At 58.1% G+C, this 26,594-nt stretch carries 27 protein-coding genes; 17 read left to right on the top strand and 10 right to left on the bottom strand.

All coding sequences use genetic code 11. The features are described 5' to 3' along the window. The first annotated feature begins 12 nt into the window (after positions 1 to 12). The 6 genes from purH to ACR0AY_RS17515 all read left to right on the top strand — a co-directional run bounded on the left by purH (position 13) and on the right by ACR0AY_RS17515 (position 5,838). Entirely contained in the window at positions 13 to 1,602 is a 1,590-nt protein-coding gene (purH, locus tag ACR0AY_RS17540) for a bifunctional phosphoribosylaminoimidazolecarboxamide formyltransferase/IMP cyclohydrolase (protein ID WP_170515017.1), read from the top strand. Then, positions 1,602 to 2,072, top strand: a complete 471-nt coding sequence (gene lspA / locus ACR0AY_RS17535) for a signal peptidase II (protein WP_170394647.1) — start codon at positions 1,602 to 1,604, stop codon at positions 2,070 to 2,072. The genes purH and lspA overlap by 1 nt, the downstream gene beginning before the upstream one ends. Positions 2,073 to 2,122: 50 nt before the next feature. After that, positions 2,123 to 2,638, top strand: coding sequence for a DUF3035 domain-containing protein (locus tag ACR0AY_RS17530; protein WP_170408488.1), 516 nt, complete (start codon positions 2,123 to 2,125; stop codon positions 2,636 to 2,638). 85 nt (positions 2,639 to 2,723) lie between these two features. Further along, a complete protein-coding gene (locus ACR0AY_RS17525) occupies positions 2,724 to 4,064 on the top strand; it encodes a M16 family metallopeptidase (RefSeq protein WP_170515012.1) in 1,341 nt (446 codons plus the stop codon). Then, complete coding sequence (locus ACR0AY_RS17520) at positions 4,061 to 5,365, top strand: M16 family metallopeptidase (RefSeq protein WP_170515008.1); 1,305 nt, start codon at positions 4,061 to 4,063, stop codon at positions 5,363 to 5,365. Before ACR0AY_RS17525 ends, ACR0AY_RS17520 begins: the two co-directional genes overlap by 4 nt. Positions 5,366 to 5,673: 308 nt before the next feature. Further along, positions 5,674 to 5,838, top strand: a complete 165-nt coding sequence (locus ACR0AY_RS17515; protein WP_170515005.1) for a hypothetical protein — start codon at positions 5,674 to 5,676, stop codon at positions 5,836 to 5,838. A gap of 69 nt (positions 5,839 to 5,907) precedes the next feature. Here the strand turns inward: ACR0AY_RS17515 and ACR0AY_RS17510 are convergent, their stop codons facing one another. From ACR0AY_RS17510 to deoC, 3 genes are read right to left on the bottom strand one after another with little or no spacing between them, the layout of a single operon-like run. Next, the gene (locus ACR0AY_RS17510; RefSeq protein WP_170515002.1) at positions 5,908 to 6,723 is read right to left on the bottom strand and encodes an SDR family oxidoreductase; all 816 of its coding nucleotides are present in this window, start codon (positions 6,721 to 6,723) and stop codon (positions 5,908 to 5,910) included. A 25-nt stretch (positions 6,724 to 6,748) separates the two neighbouring features. Beyond that, complete coding sequence (locus tag ACR0AY_RS17505) at positions 6,749 to 9,082, bottom strand: aldehyde dehydrogenase family protein (RefSeq protein ID WP_170514999.1); 2,334 nt, start codon at positions 9,080 to 9,082, stop codon at positions 6,749 to 6,751. 11 nt (positions 9,083 to 9,093) lie between these two features. Beyond that, entirely contained in the window at positions 9,094 to 10,092 is a 999-nt protein-coding gene (gene deoC / locus ACR0AY_RS17500; protein ID WP_170514996.1) for a deoxyribose-phosphate aldolase, read from the bottom strand. Positions 10,093 to 10,291: 199 nt separating this feature from the next. On the opposite strand from deoC, the gene ACR0AY_RS17495 reads away from it, so the two are divergent. The 6 genes from ACR0AY_RS17495 (at position 10,292) to ACR0AY_RS17470 (ending at position 17,602) form a co-directional block, all read left to right on the top strand. Further along, positions 10,292 to 11,245 carry a metal ABC transporter solute-binding protein, Zn/Mn family gene (locus ACR0AY_RS17495; protein ID WP_170514993.1) on the top strand — a complete coding sequence of 318 codons (954 nt, stop codon included), beginning with the start codon at positions 10,292 to 10,294 and terminating at the stop codon, positions 11,243 to 11,245. Positions 11,246 to 11,248: 3 nt separating this feature from the next. After that, positions 11,249 to 12,052: a metal ABC transporter ATP-binding protein gene (locus tag ACR0AY_RS17490; RefSeq protein ID WP_170514990.1), complete on the top strand. Its 804-nt coding sequence runs from the start codon at positions 11,249 to 11,251 to the stop codon at positions 12,050 to 12,052. Between the two features lie 2 nt (positions 12,053 to 12,054). After that, positions 12,055 to 13,260 (top strand): metal ABC transporter permease, encoded by a 1,206-nt coding sequence (locus ACR0AY_RS17485; RefSeq protein WP_170514986.1) that lies wholly within the window; start codon positions 12,055 to 12,057, stop codon positions 13,258 to 13,260. After that, the gene (locus tag ACR0AY_RS17480) at positions 13,257 to 14,186 is read left to right on the top strand and encodes a metal ABC transporter permease (RefSeq protein WP_170514983.1); all 930 of its coding nucleotides are present in this window, start codon (positions 13,257 to 13,259) and stop codon (positions 14,184 to 14,186) included. Before ACR0AY_RS17485 ends, ACR0AY_RS17480 begins: the two co-directional genes overlap by 4 nt. Positions 14,187 to 14,469: 283 nt before the next feature. Continuing rightward, complete coding sequence (gene mutL, locus ACR0AY_RS17475) at positions 14,470 to 16,320, top strand: DNA mismatch repair endonuclease MutL (protein ID WP_480454473.1); 1,851 nt, start codon at positions 14,470 to 14,472, stop codon at positions 16,318 to 16,320. Positions 16,321 to 16,372: 52 nt separating this feature from the next. Beyond that, positions 16,373 to 17,602: a DNA recombination protein RmuC gene (locus tag ACR0AY_RS17470; protein WP_170426200.1), complete on the top strand. Its 1,230-nt coding sequence runs from the start codon at positions 16,373 to 16,375 to the stop codon at positions 17,600 to 17,602. 3 nt (positions 17,603 to 17,605) lie between these two features. Here the strand turns inward: ACR0AY_RS17470 and ACR0AY_RS17465 are convergent, their stop codons facing one another. The 3 genes from ACR0AY_RS17465 to ACR0AY_RS17455 are packed head-to-tail and all read right to left on the bottom strand — an operon-like array spanning position 17,606 to position 19,236. Next, positions 17,606 to 18,010: a hypothetical protein gene (locus ACR0AY_RS17465; protein ID WP_480436536.1), complete on the bottom strand. Its 405-nt coding sequence runs from the start codon at positions 18,008 to 18,010 to the stop codon at positions 17,606 to 17,608. A gap of 49 nt (positions 18,011 to 18,059) precedes the next feature. After that, positions 18,060 to 18,710, bottom strand: a complete 651-nt coding sequence (locus ACR0AY_RS17460; RefSeq protein WP_170514976.1) for a ChrR family anti-sigma-E factor — start codon at positions 18,708 to 18,710, stop codon at positions 18,060 to 18,062. Between the two features lie 10 nt (positions 18,711 to 18,720). After that, entirely contained in the window at positions 18,721 to 19,236 is a 516-nt protein-coding gene (locus ACR0AY_RS17455) for a sigma-70 family RNA polymerase sigma factor (RefSeq protein ID WP_370644455.1), read from the bottom strand. A gap of 288 nt (positions 19,237 to 19,524) precedes the next feature. On the opposite strand from ACR0AY_RS17455, the gene ACR0AY_RS17450 reads away from it, so the two are divergent. The 4 genes from ACR0AY_RS17450 to ACR0AY_RS17435 all read left to right on the top strand — a co-directional run bounded on the left by ACR0AY_RS17450 (position 19,525) and on the right by ACR0AY_RS17435 (position 21,325). Continuing rightward, on the top strand, positions 19,525 to 20,295 hold the full coding sequence (locus ACR0AY_RS17450) for a DUF1365 domain-containing protein (protein ID WP_170514973.1): 771 nt from the start codon (positions 19,525 to 19,527) through the stop codon (positions 20,293 to 20,295). Between the two features lie 87 nt (positions 20,296 to 20,382). After that, a complete protein-coding gene (locus ACR0AY_RS17445; protein ID WP_170408475.1) occupies positions 20,383 to 20,700 on the top strand; it encodes a DUF3775 domain-containing protein in 318 nt (105 codons plus the stop codon). Positions 20,701 to 20,830: 130 nt separating this feature from the next. Continuing rightward, complete coding sequence (locus ACR0AY_RS17440) at positions 20,831 to 21,067, top strand: DUF1127 domain-containing protein (protein ID WP_170394595.1); 237 nt, start codon at positions 20,831 to 20,833, stop codon at positions 21,065 to 21,067. A 126-nt stretch (positions 21,068 to 21,193) separates the two neighbouring features. Next, the gene (locus ACR0AY_RS17435) at positions 21,194 to 21,325 is read left to right on the top strand and encodes a DUF1127 domain-containing protein (RefSeq protein WP_170395084.1); all 132 of its coding nucleotides are present in this window, start codon (positions 21,194 to 21,196) and stop codon (positions 21,323 to 21,325) included. 66 nt (positions 21,326 to 21,391) lie between these two features. Here ACR0AY_RS17435 and ACR0AY_RS17430 read toward each other — a convergent pair whose 3' ends face one another. Genes ACR0AY_RS17430 through ACR0AY_RS17415 form a run of 4 tightly spaced genes read right to left on the bottom strand, consistent with a single transcriptional unit; the run spans position 21,392 to position 24,883 of the window. Continuing rightward, the gene (locus ACR0AY_RS17430) at positions 21,392 to 22,534 is read right to left on the bottom strand and encodes a saccharopine dehydrogenase family protein (protein WP_480454471.1); all 1,143 of its coding nucleotides are present in this window, start codon (positions 22,532 to 22,534) and stop codon (positions 21,392 to 21,394) included. 3 nt (positions 22,535 to 22,537) lie between these two features. Continuing rightward, the gene (locus ACR0AY_RS17425; protein WP_170514970.1) at positions 22,538 to 23,593 is read right to left on the bottom strand and encodes a saccharopine dehydrogenase; all 1,056 of its coding nucleotides are present in this window, start codon (positions 23,591 to 23,593) and stop codon (positions 22,538 to 22,540) included. A 14-nt stretch (positions 23,594 to 23,607) separates the two neighbouring features. After that, on the bottom strand, positions 23,608 to 24,222 hold the full coding sequence (locus ACR0AY_RS17420; protein ID WP_170514968.1) for a glutathione S-transferase family protein: 615 nt from the start codon (positions 24,220 to 24,222) through the stop codon (positions 23,608 to 23,610). A 10-nt stretch (positions 24,223 to 24,232) separates the two neighbouring features. Then, positions 24,233 to 24,883, bottom strand: a complete 651-nt coding sequence (locus ACR0AY_RS17415; RefSeq protein ID WP_170514965.1) for a histidine phosphatase family protein — start codon at positions 24,881 to 24,883, stop codon at positions 24,233 to 24,235. Between the two features lie 129 nt (positions 24,884 to 25,012). Here ACR0AY_RS17415 and ACR0AY_RS17410 point away from each other — a divergent pair, with 129 nt between their 5' ends. Beyond that, positions 25,013 to 26,200 carry a Zn-dependent hydrolase gene (locus ACR0AY_RS17410; RefSeq protein WP_480454469.1) on the top strand — a complete coding sequence of 396 codons (1,188 nt, stop codon included), beginning with the start codon at positions 25,013 to 25,015 and terminating at the stop codon, positions 26,198 to 26,200. Positions 26,201 to 26,594: the final 394 nt, after the last annotated feature.

The following is a 26,594-nucleotide window of genomic DNA, read 5'->3' as shown; positions in this document are numbered from 1 at the left end:
ACCTTTGGACCCATGACCGACCTTCACCCCGTGCGCCGCGCGTTGCTTTCCGTTTCCGACAAAACCGGGCTGATCGAGCTGGGAACGGCGTTGGCCGAACGCGGGGTTGAACTGCTTTCGACCGGCGGTACCGCGAAGGCGCTACGCGATGCGGGGTTGGAGGTGAAAGATGTCAGCGAGATCACCGGCTTCCCAGAGATGATGGATGGCCGAGTCAAGACGCTCCACCCGATGGTCCATGGCGGGCTGCTGGCTCTGCGCGATAATGACACCCATGTCGCCGCGATGAGCGAACATGGTATCGGCGCAATCGATCTGCTTGTGGTAAATCTCTACCCATTTGAAGCGACCGTGGCCAAGGGCGCTGCCTACGATGAATGCATCGAGAACATCGATATCGGCGGCCCAGCCATGATCCGTGCCGCATCGAAGAACCATGCTTTTGTGAACGTGGTTGTGGATGTCGAAGACTACTCGTCGCTGCTGGATCAGCTGGAAGAGAATTACGGTAAGACTTCTCTGGGCTTCCGTCAGTGGCTGGCGCAAAAGGCCTATGCCCGCACTGCCGCCTATGACACAGCCGTGTCCAACTGGATGGCCGATGCGCTGGAGCTTGAGGCGCCCAAACGCCGCGCCTTTGCCGGTGAGCTGAAACAGACCTTACGATATGGCGAGAATAGCCACCAGTCGGCAGCGTTCTATGTAGATGGCTCGGGTCGTCCGGGCGTGGCGACGGCCGTACAGCATCAGGGCAAGGAACTGAGCTATAACAACATCAACGATACCGATGCCGCCTTTGAGTTGGTCGCTGAGTTCGACCCGGTCGAAGGGGCAGCTTGTGCGATTATCAAGCATGCCAATCCGTGTGGTGTAGCGAAAGGTGCGACGCTGCTTGAGGCCTATAAAGCCGCGTTCGACTGCGACAGGACGTCGGCATTTGGCGGTATCGTGGCGTTGAATCAACCGCTGGACGCGGAAACCGCGCAGGAGATCACGGGGATTTTCACCGAGGTTGTGATCGCTCCAGGGGCGTCAGACGAGGCCAAGGCGATCTTCGCCGCCAAGAAGAACCTGCGCCTGCTGACGACCGAAGCTCTACCGGATGTGACCGCCGGTGGTAAAACTGTGCGACAGGTGGCAGGTGGCCTGCTGGTACAGGACAAGGATAACGGCTTTGTTGGTATGGATGACTTGAAGGTGGTCACCAAAAAAGCGCCATCTGAGGAGCAGATGCGCGACCTGCTGTTCGCGTGGAAAGTGGCGAAACATGTCAAATCCAACGCCATCGTCTATGTCAAAGACGGCGCGACCGTGGGTGTCGGCGCGGGGCAGATGAGCCGCGTTGACTCGGCACTGATCGCGGCAAAGAAAGCCGAGCGTATGGCTGATGCGCTGGGCTTGCCCCAGCCGCTGACCATCGGTTCGGCCGTAGCTTCTGATGCATTCTTCCCCTTCCCCGATGGGCTCATGGAGGCCGCCGAGGCAGGCGCGACATGCGTTATTCAGCCCGGCGGTTCGATGCGTGATGATGAAGTGATCGCGGCGGCGGATGAGGCCGGTCTGGCAATGGTCTTCACCGGCATGCGGCATTTCCGTCACTGATGCGCGGTTCGTTCATCCTATGGGCCGGATTGGCGGCGTTTTTGATCGACCAGATCAGTAAGTATCTGGTCGTTCACGTAATGCGCGTAGCGCAGGGCGATATCGACGTGCTGCCACCGCTTCTGGTTTTCAGATACGGCGAGAATCGCGGCATCAATTTTGGCCTATTTCAGGGCGACGGTGACGCCGCCCGCTGGGTGCTGATCGGGGTTTCCGTGGCGATCTGCCTGGGCGTCCTGATCTGGCTGGGCCGCATCGCTCCTACGAAGCTTCAACAATTCTGCGGCGGTCTTCTGATCGGCGGGGCGCTGGGAAATGTCGTGGACCGGGTGCTTTACGGCTATGTTCTGGACTTTTTGAACATGTCCTGCTGCGGGATCAGCAACCCTTTTGTGTTCAATCTGGCGGATGTGTTCATATTTGCGGGAGCTTTGGGATTGGTCCTGTTCGATGGCAAAAAGCCCTCGTGACCTGCCGGACGATATGCGATAAAAGCGCCTGAAACTTGCTGGAGACACTGATGCGTATGCCACGCGCCATACTTGTTCTGACACTCGCCGTTGTCGTTGCGGGCTGTTCCGATATTGGTTTGCGCAATCTTGATCCGCCCGGAGCGGGGCCGGATGAATTTTCGGTATTGCCCGTCAAGCCGCTGACCCAGCCCAAGGACTACGCCTTTCTTCCAGCGCCGACTCCCGGCGGTGCAAACCTGACCGATCCTAACCCCAAAGCGGACGCCGTTGTGGCGCTGGGTGGTAGTGAGGCAGCGCTGAACCCGAATACCTCAATACCGGCCAGCGATGCCGCGCTTGTGACGGCCTCAAGCAGATATGGCGTTCCTGCCAATACGCGTCAGGTAACGGCCGAAGAGGATGCGGCTTTCCGCAAAAATCGCGGTCGCTGGACCCGCCTGCGCCTGTTCCCGGTTGATCGGTACTCGCAGGTCTATGAACGTCAGTCAATCGATGCGAACGCGACCAATGAAGCGGCGCGTCGTCGTGGGATCGAAACGCCGTCGGCCCCGCCGCTGGAATGAATTCTTCTTAACTTTCCGTCATTGGCCTTGAACCCCGGCGGCACCACCGTAGTTTGAATATCAGAAATGAAACGGAGGATGCCCCATGGTTCGGGCCCTGGCACTGTCGGCTGCCCTGATCGCCGCCACCCCCTTGTTCGCGAAAGAGGGGCAAGAGGCTGTCACCACATTTACGCTGGAAAACGGCATGGACGTCGTAGTGGTCGAGGATCATCGCGCTCCTGTTGTGCAGCATATGGTCTGGTACCGGGCCGGATCCGCCGATGAACCGATCGGATCCTCTGGCGTTGCACATTTCCTGGAACATCTGCTGTTCAAAGCCACCGACACAATGGAAGCGGGCGAGTTGTCAGCCACTGTCGCGGCCAATGGCGGCAATGACAACGCTTTCACTTCTTACGACTACACCGCCTATTTTCAGCGTGTCGCCGCTGACCGGCTGGAACTGATGATGCGGATGGAGGCAGATCGTATGCGCAACATCCGCCTGACCGAGAATGATATCATCACCGAACGCGACGTGGTTCTGGAAGAGCGTAATCAGCGGACCGAAAACAATCCACGCGCTCTGTTCGGAGAACAGATGAATGCAGCGCAATATTTGAACCACCGTTACGGAGCGCCGATTATCGGCTGGCGCCACGAGATGGAGGTGTTGGATATGGACGACGCCCTGTCCTTCTACCAGACCCATTATGCACCCAATAACGCCATATTGGTCGTCACCGGAGATGTTGACCCCGACGAAGTCAGGGCGTTGGCCGATCAGTACTACGGTGTTATCCCAGCCAACCCTGATTTGCCCGAGCGGATACGCTCGCAAGAACCACCCCAGACTGCCGAACGTCGCCTGACCTTCAAGGATGCGCGTGTCGCACAACCCTACGTGCAGCGCAGCTATCTGGCCCCTGAACGGGACGCCGGTGAGCAGGAGAAGGCCGCTGCCCTGTTTCTTTTGGCGGAATTGCTGGGAGGAAGCACAACCTCATATCTGAATGAAAAGCTGCAATTCGAGCAGCAGAAGGTGGTCTATACCGGTGCGTTCTACAAGGGGGTCTCATTGGATGACACGACCTTTGATCTGATCGTTGTGCCGGCTGAGGGCGTTTCACTTCAGGATGCGGAGGATGCCATGGATCAGGCCGTTGCGGATTTCATCGCGGAAGGTGTCAAGGATGAAGACCTGGAGCGCATTAAGATGCAGCTCCGCGCCGCGCAGACCTATGCGCGCGATAACGTGGACGGTATTGGAAACCGCTATGGTCGTGCGTTGACCAGCGGTTTGACTGTCGAGGATGTGCAGGCCTGGCCCGACATCCTGCAGGCTGTGACGGGTGACAAGATCATCGCGGCTGCCCGTGAAGTGCTGCAACCTGAAACCTCGGTCACTGGCTGGCTGATGCGTGACGATGAGGTGACACAATGAAACGGTTTGCCGCAACGCTGATTGCGCTGATCATTGCCCTTCCCGCCTGGGCCGAGATTAAGATCAAAGAGGTAACCTCGCCCGGTGGTATTACCGCTTGGCTGGTCCAAGATCATTCGATCCCCTTCACTGCGCTGGAACTTCGGTTTCGTGGAGGAACGTCGCTGGATGATCCCGATAAACGCGGCGCGGTCTATCTGATGAGCGGCCTGATTGAGGAAGGCGCCGGCGACATGGATGCCCGCACCTATGCACGCGAACTTGAATCTCTGGCTGCGTCCTTCAGCTACAGGGCAACAGATGATACGGTCTCCATTTCGGCGCGGTTCCTGACTGAGAACCGGGATGAAGTGATTGATTTGCTGCAGACCACAATTCATGAACCGCGTTTCGATGAGGATGCGATCGATCGGGTGCGCGCTCAGGTGATTTCGGGTCTGAAGTCCGACCAGACTGATCCAAGCGATATTGCCGGACGCAGCTTTGCTGAAATGGCATATGGGGATCATCCATATGCGTCGGACGGTAAAGGTACGATTGAAAGCGTTTCAAGCCTGACCCGCGACGACATCGTCGCTGCCTACGACAATGTCTTTGCCAAGGACAGACTGTACGTCGGGGCTGTCGGCGACATCACAGCAGAAGAGCTGGGGGTACTGTTGGACGAATTGCTGTTGGATCTGCCAGCAACCGGGAAACCCATTCCAGACAAGGCGAAGGTCACCATTGACGGCGGTGTCAGCGTGGTGGACTTCAACACTCCGCAATCCGTCGCCCTGTTCGGGCAAAGTGGCATTGATCGCGACGATCCCGATTTCTTTGCGGCCTATATCCTGAATCACATTCTGGGCGGCGGCGGATTCGAAAGTCGCCTTATGCAGGAAGTACGTGAGAAACGTGGTTTGACCTATGGCGTGGCGACCTATCTGGTGCCCAAGGATCTGGCGTCGGTGTATCTGGGCTCGGTCTCATCTGCCAATGACCGTATCGCCGAAGCGGTCGAGGTGATCCGACAGGAATGGGCGCGCGCGGCTGCGGAAGGTGTGACGCAGAAAGAATTGGATGACGCCAAGACCTATTTGACCGGGGCCTATCCGCTGCGTTTTGACGGCAATGGCCAGATTGCCGGAATCATGGTCGGGATGCAGATGGAAGATCTGCCTATCGACTACATTGCGACTCGCAACGACAAGGTGAATGCAGTGACCTTGGAGGATGTGAACCGGGTGGCGTCTGAACTGCTGAACCCCGAGGGTCTGCATTTCACCATCGTCGGCAAACCGGAAGGGGTGGACGGCTGACGTCGTCCATCTACCCGCTGCCGAACAGAATTATTCGTTGTTATTGAATGATTTTTCTTGGAATTGACGGCAGGGGGTGATGCGAACCACTGGCGGAAACAACGAGTTTGTGACCTCTTGCAGGGCGCAGCGCCTGACAGAAGATCGGCAATTCTCCGCCTTAAGTAATCGTTAACTCGCCTTGGCCATACTTTGGCCAGAAATGTCGAGAATTCTATGTTAGTCGGGAACGGAGATGGGATTCAACGGAGATGGGATTCAGAAGATCAACATCTCCTGAGACGAGGCTTGGGACGGATAGCGGCACCATGATAGTTGCGATAATGGGATTGGGAATACTTGCAGGGTTTTTAACCTTTGCTGCCGCTTTGGTTGTCGGTCAATCTCTGCTCAGCGCTTTCGCACTTTACGTGGTGGCTGGTACGCTGACATCGCTTTTGGTAGCAGCGGGTATCTATTTCAGAAGCTCTTGAATTTGGTAGGTTGGAAATAAAGCCCAGCCACTGAAAAGTTTGTCACCAATCGGACCCCTGTGTTCTAACTTAAGCCTGGCCCTTTTTCGCTGCGCGCAGCATCTGACCCATCATCTGGCCAAACTTGCCCGAGCCGCGCTGATACAAAGCCCCGTCAACGGCCATGACTGTTCCGCTGATATAGCTCGCCATATCAGAGCTAAGGAACAGGCAGGCATTTGCCACATCCTGAGGTTGACCCCAGCGACCCAGCGGGACATCCCGACGCAGCTCTTCATGGGCGTTTTCGGTAGGGGCCAGCCGTTTTGCGCCTTCGGTTCCTTCGATAAAACCCGGAACGACCGAATTCACGCGAATCCCTTCGACGCCCCATTCCATTGAAAGGGTTCGGGTGATCTGATCAACGCCCGCCTTGGCGGCGCAAACATGGGCTTGCCCTTCGTAAGGCAGATAGGATTGCGGGGCCGAAATGTTGATAATGCTGGCACCGGGACGTTTGAGATAGGGGTAGGCCCCTTTCATGACGTGGATCGTGCCCATCAGATCGATATCTATGACCGCCTTGAATGCATTGACCGACATTTCAGATGCCAGCGCTGGGAAGTTGCCGGCAGCACCAGAAATTAGGACATCGAAATCTCCAAAAGCGTCGTGGAATTGCTTAAGGCCTTCGGCTACGGACTCTGGATTGCGAACGTCGAACGCCGCGCCGATCGCGTCGGATGCGCCTGCTGCTTTCAACGCAGCCACGGTATCATCAACCTTTTCCTGCGACCGGCTGGCGACAGCCAGATTAGCACCCGAGGCCGCAAAGGCCTCGGCAATGCCGCGATTGATACCGCTGGTGCCACCAATGACGATGACGGTCTTACTTGAAAAATCCATTTAGGCCTCCGGTGGTACGGGGGCCTTACTCTCCGTAGGGCACCCAGATGTTTTTCACTTCGGTCGCAGCCTGCAGGAAGCGGCGCGAATGGTCCACGCTCCAGTCAAATGCCGTCGCGTTATTGACCCAAGTCCGCTTCAGATTTCCGGCCGAGACGACCTCGATATCTTTAGACAGATCGGTGGACGAGAACGACCAGACCGCATCCACGTTCAGATGCGAGGCCAGCGGCTTTGCCAGCTCTGCGTGGCTGCCGGTCAGGATGTTGACCACACCGGTGGGCACGTCCGAGGTTTCTAGGATCTGGTAAAAATCCGTTGCTGCCAGCGGGTAGGGCTCACTTGCCGCCAGAACCACCCGGTTGCCCATCGCAATCGCTGGCGCCATGGCCGAAACTAGACCCAACAGGGGTGTTTCGTCCGCACACAGGGCGCCGATCACGCCAACCGGCTCTTTCATGGCAATGGCGACACCCCGGATCGGAACACCATGTACTTGACCATCATACTTGTCCGCCCAGGCGGCGGCGGTGAACAGTCGCTGGATCGAGGCCTCAACCTCTTTCGCGCCGTCTTTCTTACCGGTCATCGCATCAATACGAGCAGCGAACTCGCCCGCACGTGCCGAGAGGTTTTCACCGATGTAATACAGGATTTGAGCCCGCAGATGGCCGGTGGTCTTGGACCAGCCTTTTGCACCCGCTGCAGCCTCAACCGCGTTGCGTACGTCCTTGCGGTTGGCCAGACCCACATGGCCAAGTAGGCCGGATTTGCCCCAGACGGGTTTCGAATAGCCGCCATCGGGTCGCGCCTGCTTACCGCCGACAAACATCTTGGCGGTGCGGTCAATAGGATCGACTGGAGCGCCTTCGCCCATTGCCGCCTCAATCTTCGTCAGCGGTTTGGCCTTGGCTTTGGGCTTTGTATAGGCCGTCAGCCCTTCCCAACCGCCTTCACGGCCAAAGCCGCTTTCGCGTACACCGCCGAACCCGGCAGCAGCGTCGAACAGGTTAGTTGCGTTCACCCAGACCACGCCCGCAACCAGCTTGGGCGCGATATCCAGCGCGAGGTTCACGTTCTCGGTCCAAACAGTCGCGGCCAGCCCGTAGCGGGTGTTGTTGGCCAACTCGACCGCTTCTTCCGGGGTGCGGAAGGTCGAAGAAACCAGAACCGGGCCAAAGATTTCTTCCTGCATCAGCGGATCGGAGGTTTCGAGCCCAGAGATCAGCGTTGGTGGATAGTAGCAGCCATTCGAGGGCAGCTCACAGGCCGCCTGATGCACGTGACCCGCAGTGTTGCTCTCGACCATTCCTTTAATGGTTTGCAACTGAACCGGGTCCACAACCGCGCCCACATCGATGCACTTGTCCAGCGGATCACCAATACGCAGATTGTCCATCCGGGCACGCAATTTGTCGTGGAAGCGATCAGCGATACCCTCCTGCACCAGAAGGCGCGAGCCCGCACAGCAGACCTGGCCCTGGTTGAACCAGATCGCGTCGACCAAGCCTTCGATCGCTGAATCAATATCGGCGTCGTCAAAGACGATGTAGGCGGACTTGCCGCCCAGTTCCAACGTCAGTTCCTTGCCAGAGCCAGCGGTCGCTTCACGGATGCGACGGCCCACGACGGTCGAGCCGGTAAAGGCGATTTTGTCGACGTCCGAAGACACAATCATCTCACCAACGGCACCATCACCTGTGACGATGTTGACCACGCCTTTCGGCAACCCGGCCTGCAGGCAGATGTCGGCAAACAGCAGCGCGGTCAGCGAGGTGTACTCGGCCGGCTTCAGAACCACCGTGTTGCCCATTGCGATTGCAGGCGCGATCTTCCACGCCAGCATCAGCAGCGGGAAGTTCCACGGGATGATCTGGCCGCAAACACCCAGTGCTTCGGCATCTGGCAATTCGCTTTCCATCAACTGCGCCATGCCGGCGTGATAGTAGAAATGCCGCTGTGCCAGGGGGATGTCGATGTCGCGGGATTCTCGGATCGGCTTACCGTTGTCGAGGCTTTCGAGCACAGCAAACAAACGCGAGTGCTTCTGCAGCAGGCGCGCAATCGCGTAGAGGTAGCGCGCACGACCGGCACCGCCCAGCTTCTCCCATTTCGGCTGCGCTTTGCGCGCTGCAGAAACGGCGGCGTCTACGTCAGCCTGTTTGGCTTGTGTCAGCTTGGCCAGCACCTCTCCGGTTGCTGGGTTGCGGCTGTCGAACCCTTTGCCGGGTTTGGTCAACGCGCCATCGATGTAGTGGCCGAACTTGTCGCCCTGATCGACCAGCCAGGCCAGTGCCTCGGCTGCGCTTTCGGGGGCAGGGCCGTAGTCCATGGTCTCGAAAATCTCTTTGACTGTCATTGTTTTTGTCCTCAGCCCATGGAGTGACGGTAACCGGCAGAGTAAGCGCCGGTGACATAGTGTTCCAACTGCCGCTCAATGTCGCCCAGCAGTGATGAGGCGCCAAAGCGAAACAGGTCCGGCTCCAGCCAGCGGTCGCCCAGCTCGTCCTTGATCAGCGACAGATAGACCAGCGCATCCTTGGCTTTCGAAATCCCACCCGCAGGCTTGTAGCCTACGCGATAGCCGGTGCGGTCATAATAGTCGCGAATGGCTCGGATCATTACCAACGACACAGGCAAGGTGGCGTTGACGCTTTCTTTGCCGGTCGAGGTCTTGATGAAGTCTGCCCCTGCCATCATGCACACCAGCGAGGCACGGGCGACGTTGCGCAGGCTGCCCAGCTCTCCGGTCGCCAAAATGGCTTTGACATGTGCATCGCCGCAGGCGACGCGGAAGGCCTTCATCTCATCATACAGGGCCTGCCAGTCGCCAGACAGCACATGACGGCGCGAGATGACGATGTCGATCTCCTCGGCTCCGGCCTTCACGCTTTCTTCGATCTCTGCCACACGCAGATGAAACGGAGAGAGCCCGGCCGGGAAGCCAGTGGATACCGCCGCAACCGGAATACCAGTGCCTTCCAATGCGTCCACAGCCGTTTCGATCATGTCATGGTAGACACACACCGCTCCGGTTGTGATCGGCGGCATGTCCAGCGCCTGCAAAACCGAAGCCGCGACAGGCTGACGAGCCTTTGCGCACAGGCGACGAACCCGCCCAACCGTATCATCGCCCGACAGAGTGGTCAGGTCGATCATTGTGATCGCCTTGAGCAGCCATGCGGCCTGGTATTCTTTTTTCACCGACCGCCGACCGGGCAGCGTCGCTGCGCGGCGCTCGATGGCCGAAGTGTTGGCCTGCACGGCCCGCACCCAATCCAGATCCAGATCCATTCCTGGGTTCCGGGGCTCGGTCACTTGCGGCAGATGCGGGGTGCGCACGGTGCTTTCTGAGCTCTGCGTTTCCATTATTCCGTCCTTTTGGAGGTTCGCGTCAAAATCGCATGGGTCGCAGCGAAAGGGAAGGTGTGCCAGCGTCGTAAGGGGCAAATTTTTGACCAAATGGACAAATATAGTCGCTTTCTTGCGAGTAATTCGCATTTGCATTGACTTAGTTGCGAATGGTTCTCATATTTTGACTTAACAGGATAACCGTTCGGAGTCTGAAATGATTCGTCGATCGCTACTTACGGCATTGGCTCTCGTGTTTGTGTGGCCCGTCGCCGCAATCGCTCAAGCGCCGCTGAAAGTCGTCGCCACCACCGGCATGATTGCAGACGCTGCGCGCCAGGTCGGCGGTGAACAGGTCGACGTTAAGGGCTTGATGGGACCCGGTGTCGACCCGCACGCCTATCGCCAGACCCGCACCGATATTGTTGCGATGACCCGCGCTGATCTGGTGCTGTGGCACGGCCTCTATCTAGAGGCTCAGATGGAAGGTTTCTTTGACGATCTGGGCCGCAAGCGGACAGTGGTTGCCGTGGCGGATGGCATCGACACATCGAAACTGCGCGCCCATGACGATTACGCTGACAAATTTGACCCGCATGTCTGGATGAGCCCGGTTCTGTGGCGCGATGTCGTGATCGAAGTGCAGGAAGCTCTGACCGAAGCCCGACCCGAAGCGGCAGATGAGTTCGCAGCCAACGCACAAGCTTTTCTGGCCGAGATCGATCTGCTGGCCGCCTATGGCAAGCAGGTTTTGGCGGCCGTTCCCGAAAACAACCGCGTGTTGGTGACTGCGCATGATGCATTTGGCTATTTCGGTGATGAATATGGCTATGAGGTGCTGGGTATTCAGGGCATCTCAACCCAATCCGAGGCAGGGTTGAACCGGATCGGTGAGTTGGTCGAAACTCTGGTAGAGCGTCAGCTGAACGCCGTGTTTGTGGAGAGTTCCGTTTCAGATCGATCCATGCGTGCCTTGATCGAGGGTGCTTCGGCCGAAGGTCACAAAGTGGGCGTCGGCGGAGAGCTTTATTCCGACGCCATGGGCGAACCGGGCACTTATGAGGGTACCTATATCGGTATGCTCGATCACAACATTACCGTGATTGCCGGCGCGTTGGGGGCGGATGTGCCCGAACGTGGCATGAACGGCAAACTGTCGGCGGGGTTCTAAACCATGATTGAACTCGCAACAGTTCAGGGCGTTTCTGTCGACGGGCAGGACATCGATCTTTGCCCCCTCGCCATTCGTGGTCTGACAGTCTCATACGGTCAGAAGCCAGCGGTTTTCTCGGTCGATATGACGGTGCAGCCCGGCGCCATGACGGCGATTATCGGGCCAAATGGGGCTGGCAAATCAACCTTGCTAAAGGCTGCTTTGGGGATCGTGTCTCCGTTGTCGGGTCAGGTGACCGTGTTTGGTCAGCCGCTCGATGACCAGCGGGCACGCATCGCCTATGTACCACAGCGCGCCAGCGTGGACTGGGATTTCCCGACGCGCGTGATTGATGTGGTGCTGATGGGCTTGTCGCGTCAATTGGGCCTGCTGGGTCGGGTTCGTGCCCGCCATACCGCCCGTGCCATGGACTGTCTGCACCGTGTCGGTATGCGGGAATTTGCCGACCGTCAGATCGGGCAGCTTTCTGGTGGTCAGCAACAGAGGGTCTTTCTTGCGCGCGCATTGGCACAGGATGCCGACATGTATTTGTTGGACGAACCTTTTGCAGGCGTGGACGCCGCGACTGAAAAGGCGATCATCGCCGTGCTGAAATCGTTGAAAGAGGCTGGCAAGACCGTTGTTGTAGTGCATCACGACCTGGCCACGGTCACCGACTATTTCGACCATGTGTTCCTGATCAACACCCGCAAAGTGGCCGAGGGACCGGTGGAGCAGGCCTTTACCGCTGAAACGCTGCAGGCCGCTTATGGCGGACGTCTTGCAACGGCTCAAATCGATCAGATTTCGCGCGCGCTGGGGTAATCATGCTTTGGGAGGCTTTGACGTTACAGCTTGGCTATAACGCCACGCTGGTTGCTATTGGTGCGACGTTACTGGGCGTTTCAGCAGGTGTGACGGGCACGTTCTTATTCCTGCGTAAACGCGCGCTGGTTAGCGATGCCATCAGCCACGCGACCCTACCGGGCGTTTGCCTTGCCTTCATGGTGCTGGTGGCCCTCGGTGGTGATGGGCGTAACTTGATCGGACTGCTTGCAGGTTCGGCAATATCCGCATGGGTTGGTTTGCTCTGTATGAACTGGCTGACCAGTCGCACACGTTTGGCAGAAGATGCAGCGATCGGCGCAGTGTTATCGGTGTTCTTCGGTTTTGGTGTCGTACTGCTGACGGTTATTCAAACCATGGGGGTTGGACGCCAGGCAGGATTGGAAGGATTCTTGCTGGGTTCTACTGCGGGGATGCTGTGGGCGGATGCTCTGGTCATCGCGATCGGGGGCGCGGCAACTTTGGTGCTGGTGATGATCATCCGCCGCCCGATGACGATGGTCGCCTTCGATCCTGAATATGCCGCCGCGCGCGGGTTGCCCGTGCATCGGATTGATCTGGCGATGATGGGGCTCGTGATGGCGGTGACCGTGGTCGGGCTAAAGATCGCTGGTCTGATCCTGATTGTTGCTCTGCTGATCATCCCACCTGTGACAGCGCGGTTCTGGACGGAGCGATCCGACCGCGTGGTCGTTCTGGCCGGTTTGGCCGGAGGTCTTGCAGGGTATCTGGGGGCAGGTATTTCGGCCTCGGCTCCGAACCTGCCGACCGGACCGATCATCGTTCTGGTCAGCTTTGGGTTCTTTGCCCTGTCGCTCCTGTTCGCGCCGGTTCGGGGTGTGTTGGCAGCTATTCTCAGCCACCTTCGGTTCCAGCGTCGAGTGCACATTCGGCAGGGACTGCTTGCACTGGCGCAGGGGCAGCAAATCTATGAACCCCTAACCATTCGCCTGTTACGCCGCACCGGCCTTGTGCGCGCCGATGGAGTTGCAACGGAGGAAGGGAGGGCGCGTGCGGCCAAGGCCCTACGAGACGAAAAGCGGTGGGAGATCGTCCGCGCGGATCAGGCGCATGAGGCCACTGCGGCGCTGTACGATGGGCTGCGCGATATCGAGACTGTGCTGACTCGCGATCAGATCGCCGAGATCGATCGTCGTATCGGCGGTCCGCAGGAGGTCACGCCATGAGCGGAGAAGAGTTCGTACCCCTGTCGCTGACGCCTTTATTGATTGGGACATTCGCGGCCATCGCATGCGCTCTGCCCGGCAACTTTCTGGTGCTGCGCAAGCAAGCGCTGATTGGCGACGCGATCAGCCATGTGGTGTTGCCCGGTATTGTCGTCGCGTTTCTGCTCACAGGCGCAATTTCAACTTGGCCGATGATGCTTGGCGCAGCAGGGGCTGCTGTGGTCGCCGTGGTTATGATCGAAGCGATCCGGCGATTGGGTCAGATCGAGCCGGGGGCAGCGATGGGTGTCGTATTCACGACCATGTTCGCCGGTGGTGTCCTACTGCTTGAGCAGACTGACACTTCGACCGTCCATTTGGACGTTGAACATGCGCTTTACGGCAATCTGGAAAGCTTGATCTGGCTGGATGCAACGGACTGGTCGTCGCTGCTGGATCTACAGGCATTGGCAGGGTTGCCACCTGAATTGCCGCGCATTGCGCTGACACTGACGGGGGTCTTGCTGTTCACGTGGTTGTTCTGGCGACCGCTCAAGATATCGACCTTCGATGAAGGCTTTGCGCGCACAATTGGTATCCGCACTGGTGCGTTAGGGATGGCTCTGGTGATCATAGCTGCGATTGCTGCTGTCGCGGCATTTGATGCAGTGGGGTCGATCATCGTGATTGCAATGTTCATCTGCCCGCCAGCAGCGGCACGGATGATGACCAACCGGTTGGAAGTCCAGATTGTCTGGAGTTTCCTGTTCGCAACCCTTTCCGCCGTGTCCGGTTATATTTTAGCGGGCTATGGCCCATTGTGGTTGGGGGCTGCGGATGCTGTCAGCGCCGCTGGAATGATCGCCACGATATCAGGCCTGATTCTGGCGCTGACCGCTGCTTTTGGCCCATGCCGAACCCGCAGCGGAGCGCCCAGTCAGGCTTGACTTGGCGTATTCACGCCAACGCCCATCACGCAGTTTCGGCTGAACTTCGCCAAGTGGAAACAATCGCGAATTCTTAACAAGATTTATTCCATTTTCGGTGATACCAAACTTTCAATTGGAAACCACCAGACCACCACTCACTCTGGTATATCCGGCCAGTTTTGACCTTAGTCGCTACCCCCTTAACGGCGCGGTCAAACTGGCCGGATACCTCGTTTAAAGCCCGCTCTTCACAATTCAAACCGGTGGTCGAATCGCGTGCGCCTATGCTAGGTCTAGCGGTATGGTGTATGCGAACCCCAATATCAGCGACAATCTACCGGTCATCCGGCAGCTTAATGACGCAGCGATCAACCGGATTGCAGCGGGTGAAGTCGTGGAACGGCCTGCTTCTGCCGTCAAGGAACTGGTCGAAAACGCCATCGATGCCGGGGCCACACGCATCGCTATTGAGGTCGCGGATGGCGGCAAGACCCTGATTCGTGTCACCGATGATGGGTGTGGGATCGCAGCGCGGGATTTGCCTCTGGCGCTGTCGCGCCATGCGACATCGAAGATCGACGGGTCAGATCTGTTGAATATCCACACATTTGGATTTCGCGGTGAAGCACTGCCCTCGCTGGGGGCGGTCGGGCGTTTGACCATCACCAGCCGTGTCTCGGGTGCTGATGCGGCCTCGATCCAGGTGTCCGGTGGCAAAATGGATGCAGTGAAGCCAGCAGCCTTGCGCGCTGGGACTGTGGTTGAGTTGCGAGACCTGTTTTACGCCACCCCGGCACGGCTGAAGTTCATGCGCACGGACCGGGCCGAGGCGCAGGCGATTTCAGACATTGTGAAACGTTTGGCGATGGCCGAGCCTTCGGTCGCGTTCACCCTGCGCGATGTCTCGGGTGGGGGAGAGGGCCGCGTGACCTTTCGTGCCGACCGCGAGAATGGCGATCTGTTTGATGCGCTGCATGCCCGATTGGCGCGCGTTCTTGGCCGTGAGTTCGCCGAGAACGCTTTGCAGATCGATGCCACACGCGAAGGGCTCAGGCTTTATGGCTATGCCGCGCTGCCGACCTATTCGCGCGGGGCTGCAGTGGCGCAGTATCTGTTCGTCAATGGGCGACCCGTACGGGACAAGATGCTGACCGGTGCGCTGCGAGCGGCCTATTTCGATTTCCTCAGCCGCGACCGGCATCCGGCGGCGGCGCTGTTCATAGATTGCGATCCAACGCTGGTGGATGTGAATGTACATCCGGCAAAATCCGAGGTTCGGTTCCGCGACCCCGGCCTCGCGCGTGGCTTGATCGTGTCCAGCCTGCGTCACGCGTTGGCCGAGGCCGGGCACCGGGCATCTTCGACCGTGGCCAACGCAACCTTGGGTGCGATGCGGCCCGAGCCCGCACCCGCAACCCCGGCGCGGGTGTATCAAATGGATCGCCCGTCACCCGCGGCGCGTCAGGCGGCCTATCGGGCGCAATCTCCGGGTTTTGCGGAACTGTCTCAGGACTATAGTGGACGCATCGTGGAACCGGTGCCCGAAACTGCACCGGAGGATGAGCCGCAAGACCTGCCCTTGGGGGCGGCGCGCGGGCAGGTGCACGAGAATTACATCATCGCCCAAACGGCAGACGGCATGGTGATCGTGGATCAACACGCCGCACATGAACGGCTGGTGTACGAAAAGCTCAAGGCTCAGATGGCCGAAAATGGCGTTGCCGCACAAGCGTTGTTGATCCCCGAAATCGTCGAACTGACAGACGGTGACTGCGCACGTCTGATGGCCGTTGCAGAGGACCTGTCGCGCTTTGGATTGACCATCGAATCCTTTGGTGGCGGAGCAATCGCCGTGCGCGAAACTCCGGCCATTCTTGGCGAGGTCGATGCCCGCGCGATGATCCTCGATATCCTTGATGAGCTCTCCGATCAGGGCGAAAGCCAGATGGTGCAAGCGCGGATCGAGGCGATCCTGAGCCGCGTGGCCTGCCATGGCTCGGTTCGGTCTGGCCGTCGGATGCGGGCCGAAGAGATGAATGCCCTGCTGCGTGAGATGGAGGCGACGCCCCATTCCGGGCAGTGCAACCACGGGCGGCCAACTTATGTGGAACTGAAGCTGAGCGATATCGAACGCCTGTTCGGCCGCAGTTGATCCGCTGGCCCGCTCGGGCTATGAAGAATAAAACAAGAACATCTGAGGCGATATGATCGAGATTGCTGGCACCCAATATGCATTGAATGACCCTATCATCCTGATTGCAGGCGGGGTGGTGGTGTTGATTCTGCTGCTTCTGTTTCTGTCACTTCGAGCGTCACAGCGTTCAGCTCGGATGGCGGAGCCGCTGGCCCGGCAGATGGCGCACCTTGGGCAGCATGTGCAGCAACTGGGCCAGGGGCAGGAACAACTGCGGGGTGGCCTACAGCATGTCTCGGACACGCAAGCCAACGCGCAGGTGCAGGTGATCCAGACCGTTGAATCCCGCCTGTCATCGGTGCAACAGCAGATGAATGACCGGCTGGCCGATAACGCGATGAAATCGGCGCGCGCTCTGGCTGAGATGCAGGAGCGGATGAAGGAATCGCTGCATGGTTCGTCGAAACAGACGGCGACCTCGCTGACGCAATTGCAGGAACGTCTGGCAGCCATCGACAAGGCGCAGGACAATATCACCAAGCTTTCAGGCGACGTGCTGTCATTGCAGGATATTCTGTCGAACAAGCAGACGCGCGGGGCATTCGGGGAAATCCAGCTGAACGATATCGTTTCAAAGGCGCTGCCATCAGATAGTTTTCAGCTGCAGGCCACGTTATCGAACGGACGGCGCGCTGATTGCCTGATCAACCTGCCGAACCCTCCCGGACCGATCGTGATCGACAGTAAGTTCCCGCTGGAAGCCTATGAGGCGCTGATCGGATCGACCAACGACATGGAACTGAAAGCAGCGGTACAGATGTTCCGCAGTACCGTGCGCAAGCACATCAACGATATTGCCGAGAAGTACATTCTGGACGGTGAAACTGCAGATGGTGCGCTGATGTTTCTACCCTCTGAGGCAGTCTATGCCGAGCTGCACGCCAAGTTCCCTGAATTGGTGCAAGAGAGTTTCTCGAAACGCGTTTGGATCGTTTCACCCACAACTTGCATGGCGACGCTGAACACCATGCGGGCGATCCTTAAAGATGCGCGCATGCGCGAACAGGCCGGTGCGATCCGCAAGGAATTGGGGCTGCTGCATAAGGATGTGGAACGTTTAGGCGACCGGGTGTCGAACCTCGACCGTCATTTCGGGCAGGCTGCAAAGGATATCTCGGAAATCAAGATCAGCGCGGAAAAGGCGGGTCGCCGGGCGCAACGGTTGGATAATTTCGATTTCGAAGAGCTTGCGCCGGATGACCAAACAAACGTCGTGCCGCTGGGCAAAACCGAAGGGTAAGCGTTATTGGATCGACAGGTCCAAATTGTAACCAACCGTCTTGCCTGTGTCGCGATCGTTACCCATCAGATAAACACGTATGGTGTAGTCGCCATCATCGGGAAGCTCGATCCGGGCGGTATTTCCATCGATTGAGCCGTTGTAAATTGCGACGCCGTCGCTATCCGGCGGCAAGATGTTGAAATAGATCACGCCGTTGCCATTGGTGTCACTGACCTTAAGGTCGGCGAACATCTCCTGCCCAGCCTTGGCTCCGAGTTTATAGTCGAAATATTCGTCGCCGGTGACAGTCCCATTCACCATCGTGCCGAAATTGCCCGGTTGGAATTTAACGTCTGCGGACATCTGTGCGGAAACGCTGGCTCCAAAAGTCAGCAAAAGCGCTGTGACTGCCATCCTTAAGAACATTTATAACCCCGATTTAGTTAGCGTCGATAAACAACCCTACCACAACGGATCAGATTCGAAGGAATGGTTGGAACAGGCGCGGCATCAGCTTGCGGAACTTCAGTGGAGCATCAGTGACGGCCAGGCAAATGCAGTCTTCAGAAATATCTGCCGTAGGGGTATGATGGATAGACTGGTCAGCGATTTCGACATCGCCGCGGTCGAAGCGGTCGATCTCGTCAGAGAATGCACCCTGCAGGACCATCGTCAGTTCTATGCCTTTATGGCTGTGATCCGGCACCGCTGCCCCGGCGGGGATAAACAACAACCGGGCGGTGGCTTCGCTGGTCGTGGGCAGGATTGCCTGTTTGACACCCATGCCGACGGGCTTCCATTTGATCGCGTTCACGTCGCCGCCGACATAGTCCTGCAGCGGTGTCGGAAGAACTGCACAAGACGGGTGCGCGGGTTTCACCTTTGGTGCGCCCTGAGCAATCAATGCCATTGTTGCCGCCAGTGAACCGTCACTCATGCTTGCTGACGCATCTTGTTCCTGCAAAACGCATCCGCCAACTGCGTCAAAGCTTTCAGCGCGGGCGCGGCAGTGGTCGCACAGAGAAAGATGCGTTGCGACCATCAGGTCGAACGCTTCGGGCAGATTGCCTGCGGCATAGGCCATCAGCAGGTCGTCTGTCAGGTGATGTTTAATCTCGTTTTTCATGCTCGTCATCTCAGTTCATCGCGTGGCGCAAGCGGTCCAGCGCCAGCCGTATCCGTGATTTGATCGTTCCCAAGGGCAACCCGGTCTGAGATGCGATTTCTCGATGGCTCAGATCTCCGAAGTAGGCCTTCTCGATCAGCTGTCTTTGCGCCTCAGGTAATGCCGCCATGGCATCACGCAGCTGCGCGGTTTCCTGTTGCAGCGCTAGAACGTCTTCCTGTTCCGGCTCCGCCTCCGGCCCCCACCCGAGGTCTTCGGGTTCGGGGCGGCGTTGCTTGCGCAATACGTCAATGCGCTTGTTCCTTGCGATCGTGAACACCCAGGTCGCAACCGTTGCCCTTGTCGGGTCAAACAGATGCGCCTTGTGCCACAAGGTCGCCATGACCTCCTGCGCGCATTCTTCAGCCAGGGCGGCATCCGAACCGGACTTGATCAGGAACGCCTTGATACGAGGCGCGAAATGCTGAAAAAGTTCGGCGAAGGCCGCCTGATCCTGAGCGTCTCGGATTCGACGGACGTGTTCCACCCAATCCTTTCTGGCGCCACAAGTATTATTCTGTCCGTTCACCGAGTTGCCCTTAAAACGCTTAAGTCCGCGCCAAACAATTCTTCCAGCAGCTTCTGCCGCCGGTTCGTCCAATGTCGCGGTGTCAGTCTCGGTAAACATAACCACAATACGTGGGGACACCCAAGGTGGATCAGTCGGTTGGATAAATTTCATCCAAAACCGGCTGAATATCGTATTGTGAGATACCAGATATGCGGAAATGCATGTCAATTGAATGATTTGCGGGCAGGACGGAAAATCTGTTTCATGAACAGAATTGATTATATCGCGGGCCATACCTTTCACGGGCGCAAAGGTGCGGTCGAGAATGCGTTTCGCTATTCCGTCGATTACATCTTGCTAGACCCCGAGGCCCACCCCAAGACCCCATCCCTGTTTTCGATCAATGGCGCGAACCTGACAAGCTGGCGAGAATGCGATCATGGGGGTGAACCTGGTCAGGGTCGCGGGGCGATCTGGCTGCGTGAATGCTTTGAGGCGCAAGATATTCCACAACCGGACAGGATGACCTTGCTGACACAACCCCGTGTGTTAGGGCATGTGTTCAATCCGGTCAGTTTCTGGTTCTGTTTTGATAAAGATAACCAGCTTTATGCTGTGGTGGCCGAGGTGACCAACACTTATGGCACACGCCATAGCTACTTGTGCCACAAACCCGATCTTTCACCGATTGCACCTACCGATCGGATACTTGCGGACAAGCTGATGCATGTCTCTCCGTTTCAGAAGATCGAGGGCACCTATACCTTCCGCTTTGACTATCAGGACGAACGTGTTGGTGTCTGGATCGATTATGGGCGTGCCCGAGGCGGTTTGATTGCCACGCTGACCGGTCCGCGCCAGCCGTACAGCAACCGGATCATTCTAAAGTCTCTCTGGCGGCGTCCGTTCGGCGCGCGTCGGGCGGTGTTTCTGATCCACTGGCAGGCGGTGAAGCTGTGGTTCAAACGGGCGCGGTTCAGCCCGTTTCGTACCGCGCCGGTTCCCGATCAGCCTGTATCCCGGTCGCGGCACTAAAGCCCTCCGCTTTGCGCAAGATCAAAGACGGTCACCTGCGGGATCGTGCAGAAATGCCTGGACCGCGAACACGAGGAGTTGAGACAGATGTTGGAAATCTCGGCAAGAAAGATCGCCCAGGTCGCCATGATGGGGCGTGAACTGGACCGGGCCGAGGGCGAATTGCGCGCATTCATCGACCGTATGGGTGAGGATGAGCAAGCAGAGCTGGTAGCCGTCATGTGGATCGGCCGAGAAAGCTTTTTTGCCGAGGATTTGGCCGAAGCGATCGCGACGGCTAAGTCCGAAGCCTCGACGCCTTGCGCGGATTATCTGATCGGAACACCGCATTTGTCGGACCATCTGGAAAACGGGTTGGATGCGCTGGGTATTTCAGCCGAGGACGTTGAAAACGATCTGATGTAGTCGGTGATCTGGCGACGGGTCAGCTTATCCTAGCGTATGAAGCAAAATTAATGCGGCCTTCCGTCGGGGTTAATGTCGAGTTCTTTGATCAGGTTCATCAAACACAGCGATGAATCTAGGAGGAACCGTCATGGCACATGTCAATGCAACCGGAGCAGATCATCGGGATCTGCTTTTTGGCCAACTTGTGAACCAAACAGTGCCAAAGTCAGGATGGCAGCGCCGCAAGGTCTACAAGAACACGATCCGGGCGCTTGAAGAACTCAGCGATCGTCAGCTTTTTGATATCGGCATTCCGCGTGGTGAGATCAGGCGGCGCGTATATCGGAACGTCTATCAGAACATACCCTATCTGAACGGCGTTTAAGCCTTTCCGGCGCTGAACGGAAATCGGTCCATTTTAAATTTTGCTGAGGTAACAAGTATGCTGGATGCCAACCCAATCCCGAAACAACCCCCTTCAAAAAGCGCATTGATGCTGTTTGACCGGGCAATGAGAATACACGCGATCAGGGCGGATATCGTTTGTGCCGCCCAGGAACTGAACCGGCTTTCTGATTCCGATCTGTCAGAACTGGGCATCAATCGCTGTGATGTTGAAGCGGTGATTGCGCAATACATCTGACGATAGCGGGTTAAGCCGCATTAAGAACGCAGCCGCTCCGAAGGTACCGGAGCGGCTGTTTGTGATTTAGGCCGTGTGGTCCACGATCTGCAGGTGCTGTGCCAGCGTGTCGATCTCGCGCATCCAGTCCTGCACCAGCTTCGGGTCGCTGGGTGCAGCGTGAACTCCTGCGGGAATAGCGCGGTTCAGCACGGCCTCGACGGCCAGTGAAACCGGGATCGAAACCAGCCGCGCCATCGCCGTCCCGCGCGCGTCGCCCCAGGCATCCATGACATAGGTTTTGTGCCAAACTTCAACGCCGTCCTTTTCCGCCTTCAGGCCCACACATAAAACCACGCGGTCAGGCTCGCCCTCGTCATAGGCGTTCTCGGCCCAGAACTGATCCGACATCTCTTTCAAGCGCGCATCGCCTTCGGGGCCGGACAGCGTTTCGATTTCGGTGAACACATCCGACCAAGCCTCAGCCCAGCCGTTCAGGCGCAAGGTGCCACGGACAAATTCCTTGACCGGCCAGTGATCCTCGAACTGGTACTCGGCCTTGAAGGGGATCGAGTCGCGGTTCGGGTAGACTTCGAAGCTTTCCGGAGTGGGCAGCGGTGCGATGTAGCTGGTGATCGCGTCCCAAGGTCGGGCGACATCCAGCGGCGCGTAGTCCCGGATTGACTTGGAAGGAGAGCGCAGCGCTTTGAGCACACCCAGAGGTGACCAGCTGAATTTGTAGCGGAACGGGTTGAGATTCTTGGGAACGCCTCCGCAATAAGAGATAAAGCTCAGGTGGTTTTGCGGATCAAACGCGTCCGAGGCGCGGTAATCGGCAACCAGCGCATGCGCCATCAGATGGTCGATGCCCGGGTCCAACCCAACTTCGTTAACCAGCGCTACTCCGGCCTCGCGGGCCTTGCTGTCCAGCGCGCGCATCTCAGGTGCGATATATGAGGAAGAGACAAAGTTGGCTTCTTTCGAGATTGCCAATTCTGCCAAAGGTACATGCCAGTCACCAGGCAGCATCGATACGATGGCGTCACCTTTTTCCAGCACCGCACCCAATGCGTCGATGTCGAAGGCGCGGATGTCGTCGGTGAGGTCACCGACCTCTGTCTTGGCCTTCTCAATGGTCCGGTTCCAGACAGTGACTTTGTGCCCGCCTTCAATAAGACGGCGCAGGCCGGGGATGGCCGACAGGCCGGTGCCGCACCAGTGAATCGTCATCGCTCAGATCCCTTCAATATGAGTTTTGTAAGTTGCTTTTGCCCGGCCCCAGACGCCGCTATCCAGATCGGTGAGGGTCAACAACGACGGAAGTAGTTGCGCCGCGTAGTCCTCGGAACTTTCGACAGGCAGCATCGACGGCAGGTTGTCGATCGCCATAACATCCATCACCGGATCGGTGGCCACGCGCAAGGCGGGGGCATTCCATGTGGTCGCGCGGTCATAGACCGGCACCGGGTTGTAATCGCTATCCGGGTCGCAGGCCACATCGCCGATAGCTGTAAGGTTCCGCGAGGTGGTCAGCGCTGACCGTGGGACAAAGACAGGTGTGCCGGGACGAGCGAAGATACAGTTCAGGAACAGGTCGTGATCGAGGATTTCTGGGAATGGTCCGCCGCGGGCGGTTTCGGCCATGTCCCACTTGGTAACGCTGACGCCCATTGCCTCGCAGAGATCAGCCGCGCCTGTGCCAACACGGCCCAACGCACCGATGACGATGGCGCGGGGACGGTCGGCGCCGGTGGAGTCCAGCTCGGCCAGCAATTCGGCGTTCAACGTGTCTTTGTTCTTATAAACACCAACCGGCGGGCATTCTTCATTTCGTTGCTGGGCCGCCCATGTCTTGAGCGTCACGGCAGCCCCCGCGTACCCAGCCCAATAGCCGAAAGCGGCAACCCGGCGGCCGTTTTCCTCGACCAGATACTCCAGATCATAAAGTGTGCCGCCGCCAGCCTTGAACCGCTGCAAAAGCGCGCGTCCTGAATGTTGCCCCTTATAGGCATGGCCGAACATGATATGGCGGTGGGGCAGGGGCGTGCCGTCCTCGGGCAGCTCCTTGAGGCCAAAGATGATCGCGTCCAGCGGGGCATTGGGCCAGGAATTCTCAGCCGCGATTTCACAGCCCGCGTCCTTGTAGCCATCAATTGCGATGGCGCGGACGGAACTTTCCTCGACCGTCACGCGGATGCCTGCCGCGATCAACGCGGCAGTGCCTTCGGGGGTCAGCCCGACCCGTTCCTCGTTCGGGCGCTGTTCTGCCCGGACCCAGAGATGTGTCATTCCAATTCCTTTTGTCAGAGCATACCGGCAGTGCGTACCGCCTGTACCGAGGGACGCGCCTCCATCGCTTCGCGGAAGGCGATGATCTTTGGAAAGGCCGAGACGTCAACACCGTCGCCCTCCAGCCAGCTGCAAACCACGTACAGGTACGCGTCGGCCAGCGAGAACGCCTCGCCCAAAACAAACGGCCCACGCAACCCGTTCGACGAGATATATGCGCAGGACTCAGTCATGTTTTGCGCGACTTTGTCCTTCATGTCTTTCCAGCTGGATTTCTTGTCTGCCCAACGGGGCCCGCGCATCTTGTGGGCATGGTTCACATGCATGGTCGAGGCGAGATAAAACATCACCTCTCGCATCCGCGCCGCCATAACCGGATCTGATGGCACCAATCCCGCCTCGGGCGCTTTAGCGGCAGTGTATTCCAGCAACGCTCCGGTTTCGGTCAGAATGCCGCCATCCACAACCAGTGCCGGGACCCGACCTTTTGGATTGATCTGCTTATAGGCGGGTTTGGTTTGCTCACCTCCGGCAAAGTCCAGTTGGATGGCCTCATACTCAAGCCCGGCCTCTTCCAGCGCAATTGCCACGGCGACCGAGATTGTGCGGGGGGCATAATAAAGTTGCATTGTAGCCTCCTTACAGATGGGTCTGCGCGAACTGACGGTCTGGCGCTTCCAGATGGGGCACTGCGTTGAACAGAACCGGACTCAACTGCGCGCCAATCGGGTGCAGACGATGCATCGACGTGTTCATGATGGCAAGCGCCACCCGCGCCATCGATGGGATATCCAAGCCCATCGCCTGCCGCACCACCATCGAGATCAGCCCGCCCGAGGTCACGACAATTGCCGGACCGCCTTCGGTGCCTATCTCACGCAGAGCATCGCGAACGCGAGTCTCGAACTCTTCGAAGGTTTCCGGCGTATCTTCGATCTCGCCCCGGGACCAGGCGGCAAAGGTGCGGGGCAAGTGCTCGACAAAGCCTTCGCGGTCGGTTGGTATTTCAACCCCGTGCTGCTGTTGGAACAACTGGGCAAGGGTGAAATACTCGATCTCATTCAGCCGCGCATCCCGAGTTGGCTGCGGCAGCCCCATGCTGGCCGCAGTTTCCACGTGCCGGTTGAGTGTGCCGCAATAAACCCGAGGGTAATGCAGGCGGGTATCGCGCAGATGCGCGCCCAGCCAACGGGCCTGTTGGTGACCCAGTTCGCTCAGCCGGTCATAGCTCAGCTCATCCCGTGCGGTTGTGTTGGCCTGCCCGTGGCGCACTAATGTGATATGTGACATGATGATCCCTCTTGCGTTGACGTCTTAGGGCAGGTTCGGGGCCGGGACCAGAGGGCTTTCACGCGGGCCCGAAAAAACTCCTATATCAGGCGCAGTTTACCGCTATGGTCACCCCGACAAGGAGGACCCATGGCTGTCGATCACACACGATTTCTGACCGATCTGCACACGCTGCGTTCATTCGGGGCTTCGGGCGTCGGCAAGGGCGTCGTCCGCCCCGCCTATTCCAAAGCTGATATCGCCGCGCGCCAGTGGCTCGCCGCGCGCATGGCCGAGGCTGGCCTGACTCCGCATGTCGACCCGGTTGGAAACCTGTTCGGGTTGGCTGATGGACCCTCGCTGCTGATGGGCTCGCATTCCGACAGCCAGCCCGAGGGCGGTTGGCTGGACGGAGCCCTGGGCGTCATTGCGGCACTGGAAATCGCGCGTTCCAGTGACCGACCCATCTCGGTCGTCAGTTTTCAGGACGAAGAGGGGCGGTTCGGCGTCACCACCGGATCGGCGGTCTGGTCAGGTGGATTATCTTTGGAACAGGCGGACGTGCTGATTGATGGCTCAGGCGTCACCTTTGGCAGCGCGCGGGCTGAAATGGCAAAGAAGTCGCAAGGCTTTGTTGATCCTGCTCGGTTCAGCGGTTTCATCGAAATGCACATCGAACAGGGCCCAGCACTGGATGCAGCCGGTGAACAGATCGGCGTTGTCACCGATATCGTCGGCATCCGCGATATGGTCATCACCTTCCAAGGCCAGCAAAACCATGCTGGAACCACGCCAATGCATTTGCGACGTGACGCGTTTCAGGCCCTGTCGCTGTTCAACACGCGCCTCAATGACCGGTTCCGTAATGTGGTCACGCCGCAAACCGTCTGGACCATCGGGCGTGTTGATGTTCACCCCAATGCGTCCTCTATCGTGCCGGGACGGGTGCGGTTTTCGATGCAATGGCGCGACGGCGATCCTGAGCGTCTGGTGCGTATGGAAGACATCATTCGCGCGACCGCACAGCAGATTGCCGAAGAGCAGGGCGTAACACTAACCTACGGCCCGATGCTGGGGTTAGAGCCCGTCAGCATGGACCCGGTTTTGCGCGGTGCGCTGGAAAGCGGCGCGCAGGCCATTGCGCCTGGGCGTTGGCGCAATATGCCATCCGGAGCGCTCCACGATGCCACCAATGTCTCGCGCCTGATGCCGGTTGCGATGCTCTTTGTCCCGTCGATTGACGGAATCAGCCACGATTTTGCCGAAGACACAGCCGAAGAGGATTTGATTGCGGGTCTCAGGGTGCTTGATCGCGCAGTTCATTCCCTTGAGGAATGAAGGTAAGTTGAAGACCATTTCATGATTTTCCACGCGAAACCAAGTTACTATCGGGGATGTCCACCAGCTATGGGCGGGTGCTCGGCACAGTTTTACTGACTCCGAACAAGGAGTGTTGCCTAACGGAAAAAAGTTTCCTATAGGAACATTATTGATGCATGCACCCGTATACTGTTCTGCCGTAATCGAGGCGATCCGCTGAAATCCTGGGCTGAATCGTTGCAATCTGTGCAGCTTGGGTCAGACTGACAGGAACGTTTCTGGGTAACTGATACAAAGCAGGTGGCCACCATGACTTCATCCTTAAAACGCACGCCTCTTCACGCTTTGCATGTTGAGTTGGGGGGTAAGTTGGTTGATTTTGCGGGTTGGGAGATGCCTGTTCAGTATCCGT

This window comes from Ruegeria sp. A5 (assembly GCF_056543005.1).
Note: the sequence above shows the minus strand (reverse complement) of the source record. Positions and strands in the feature narration are given on the sequence as shown.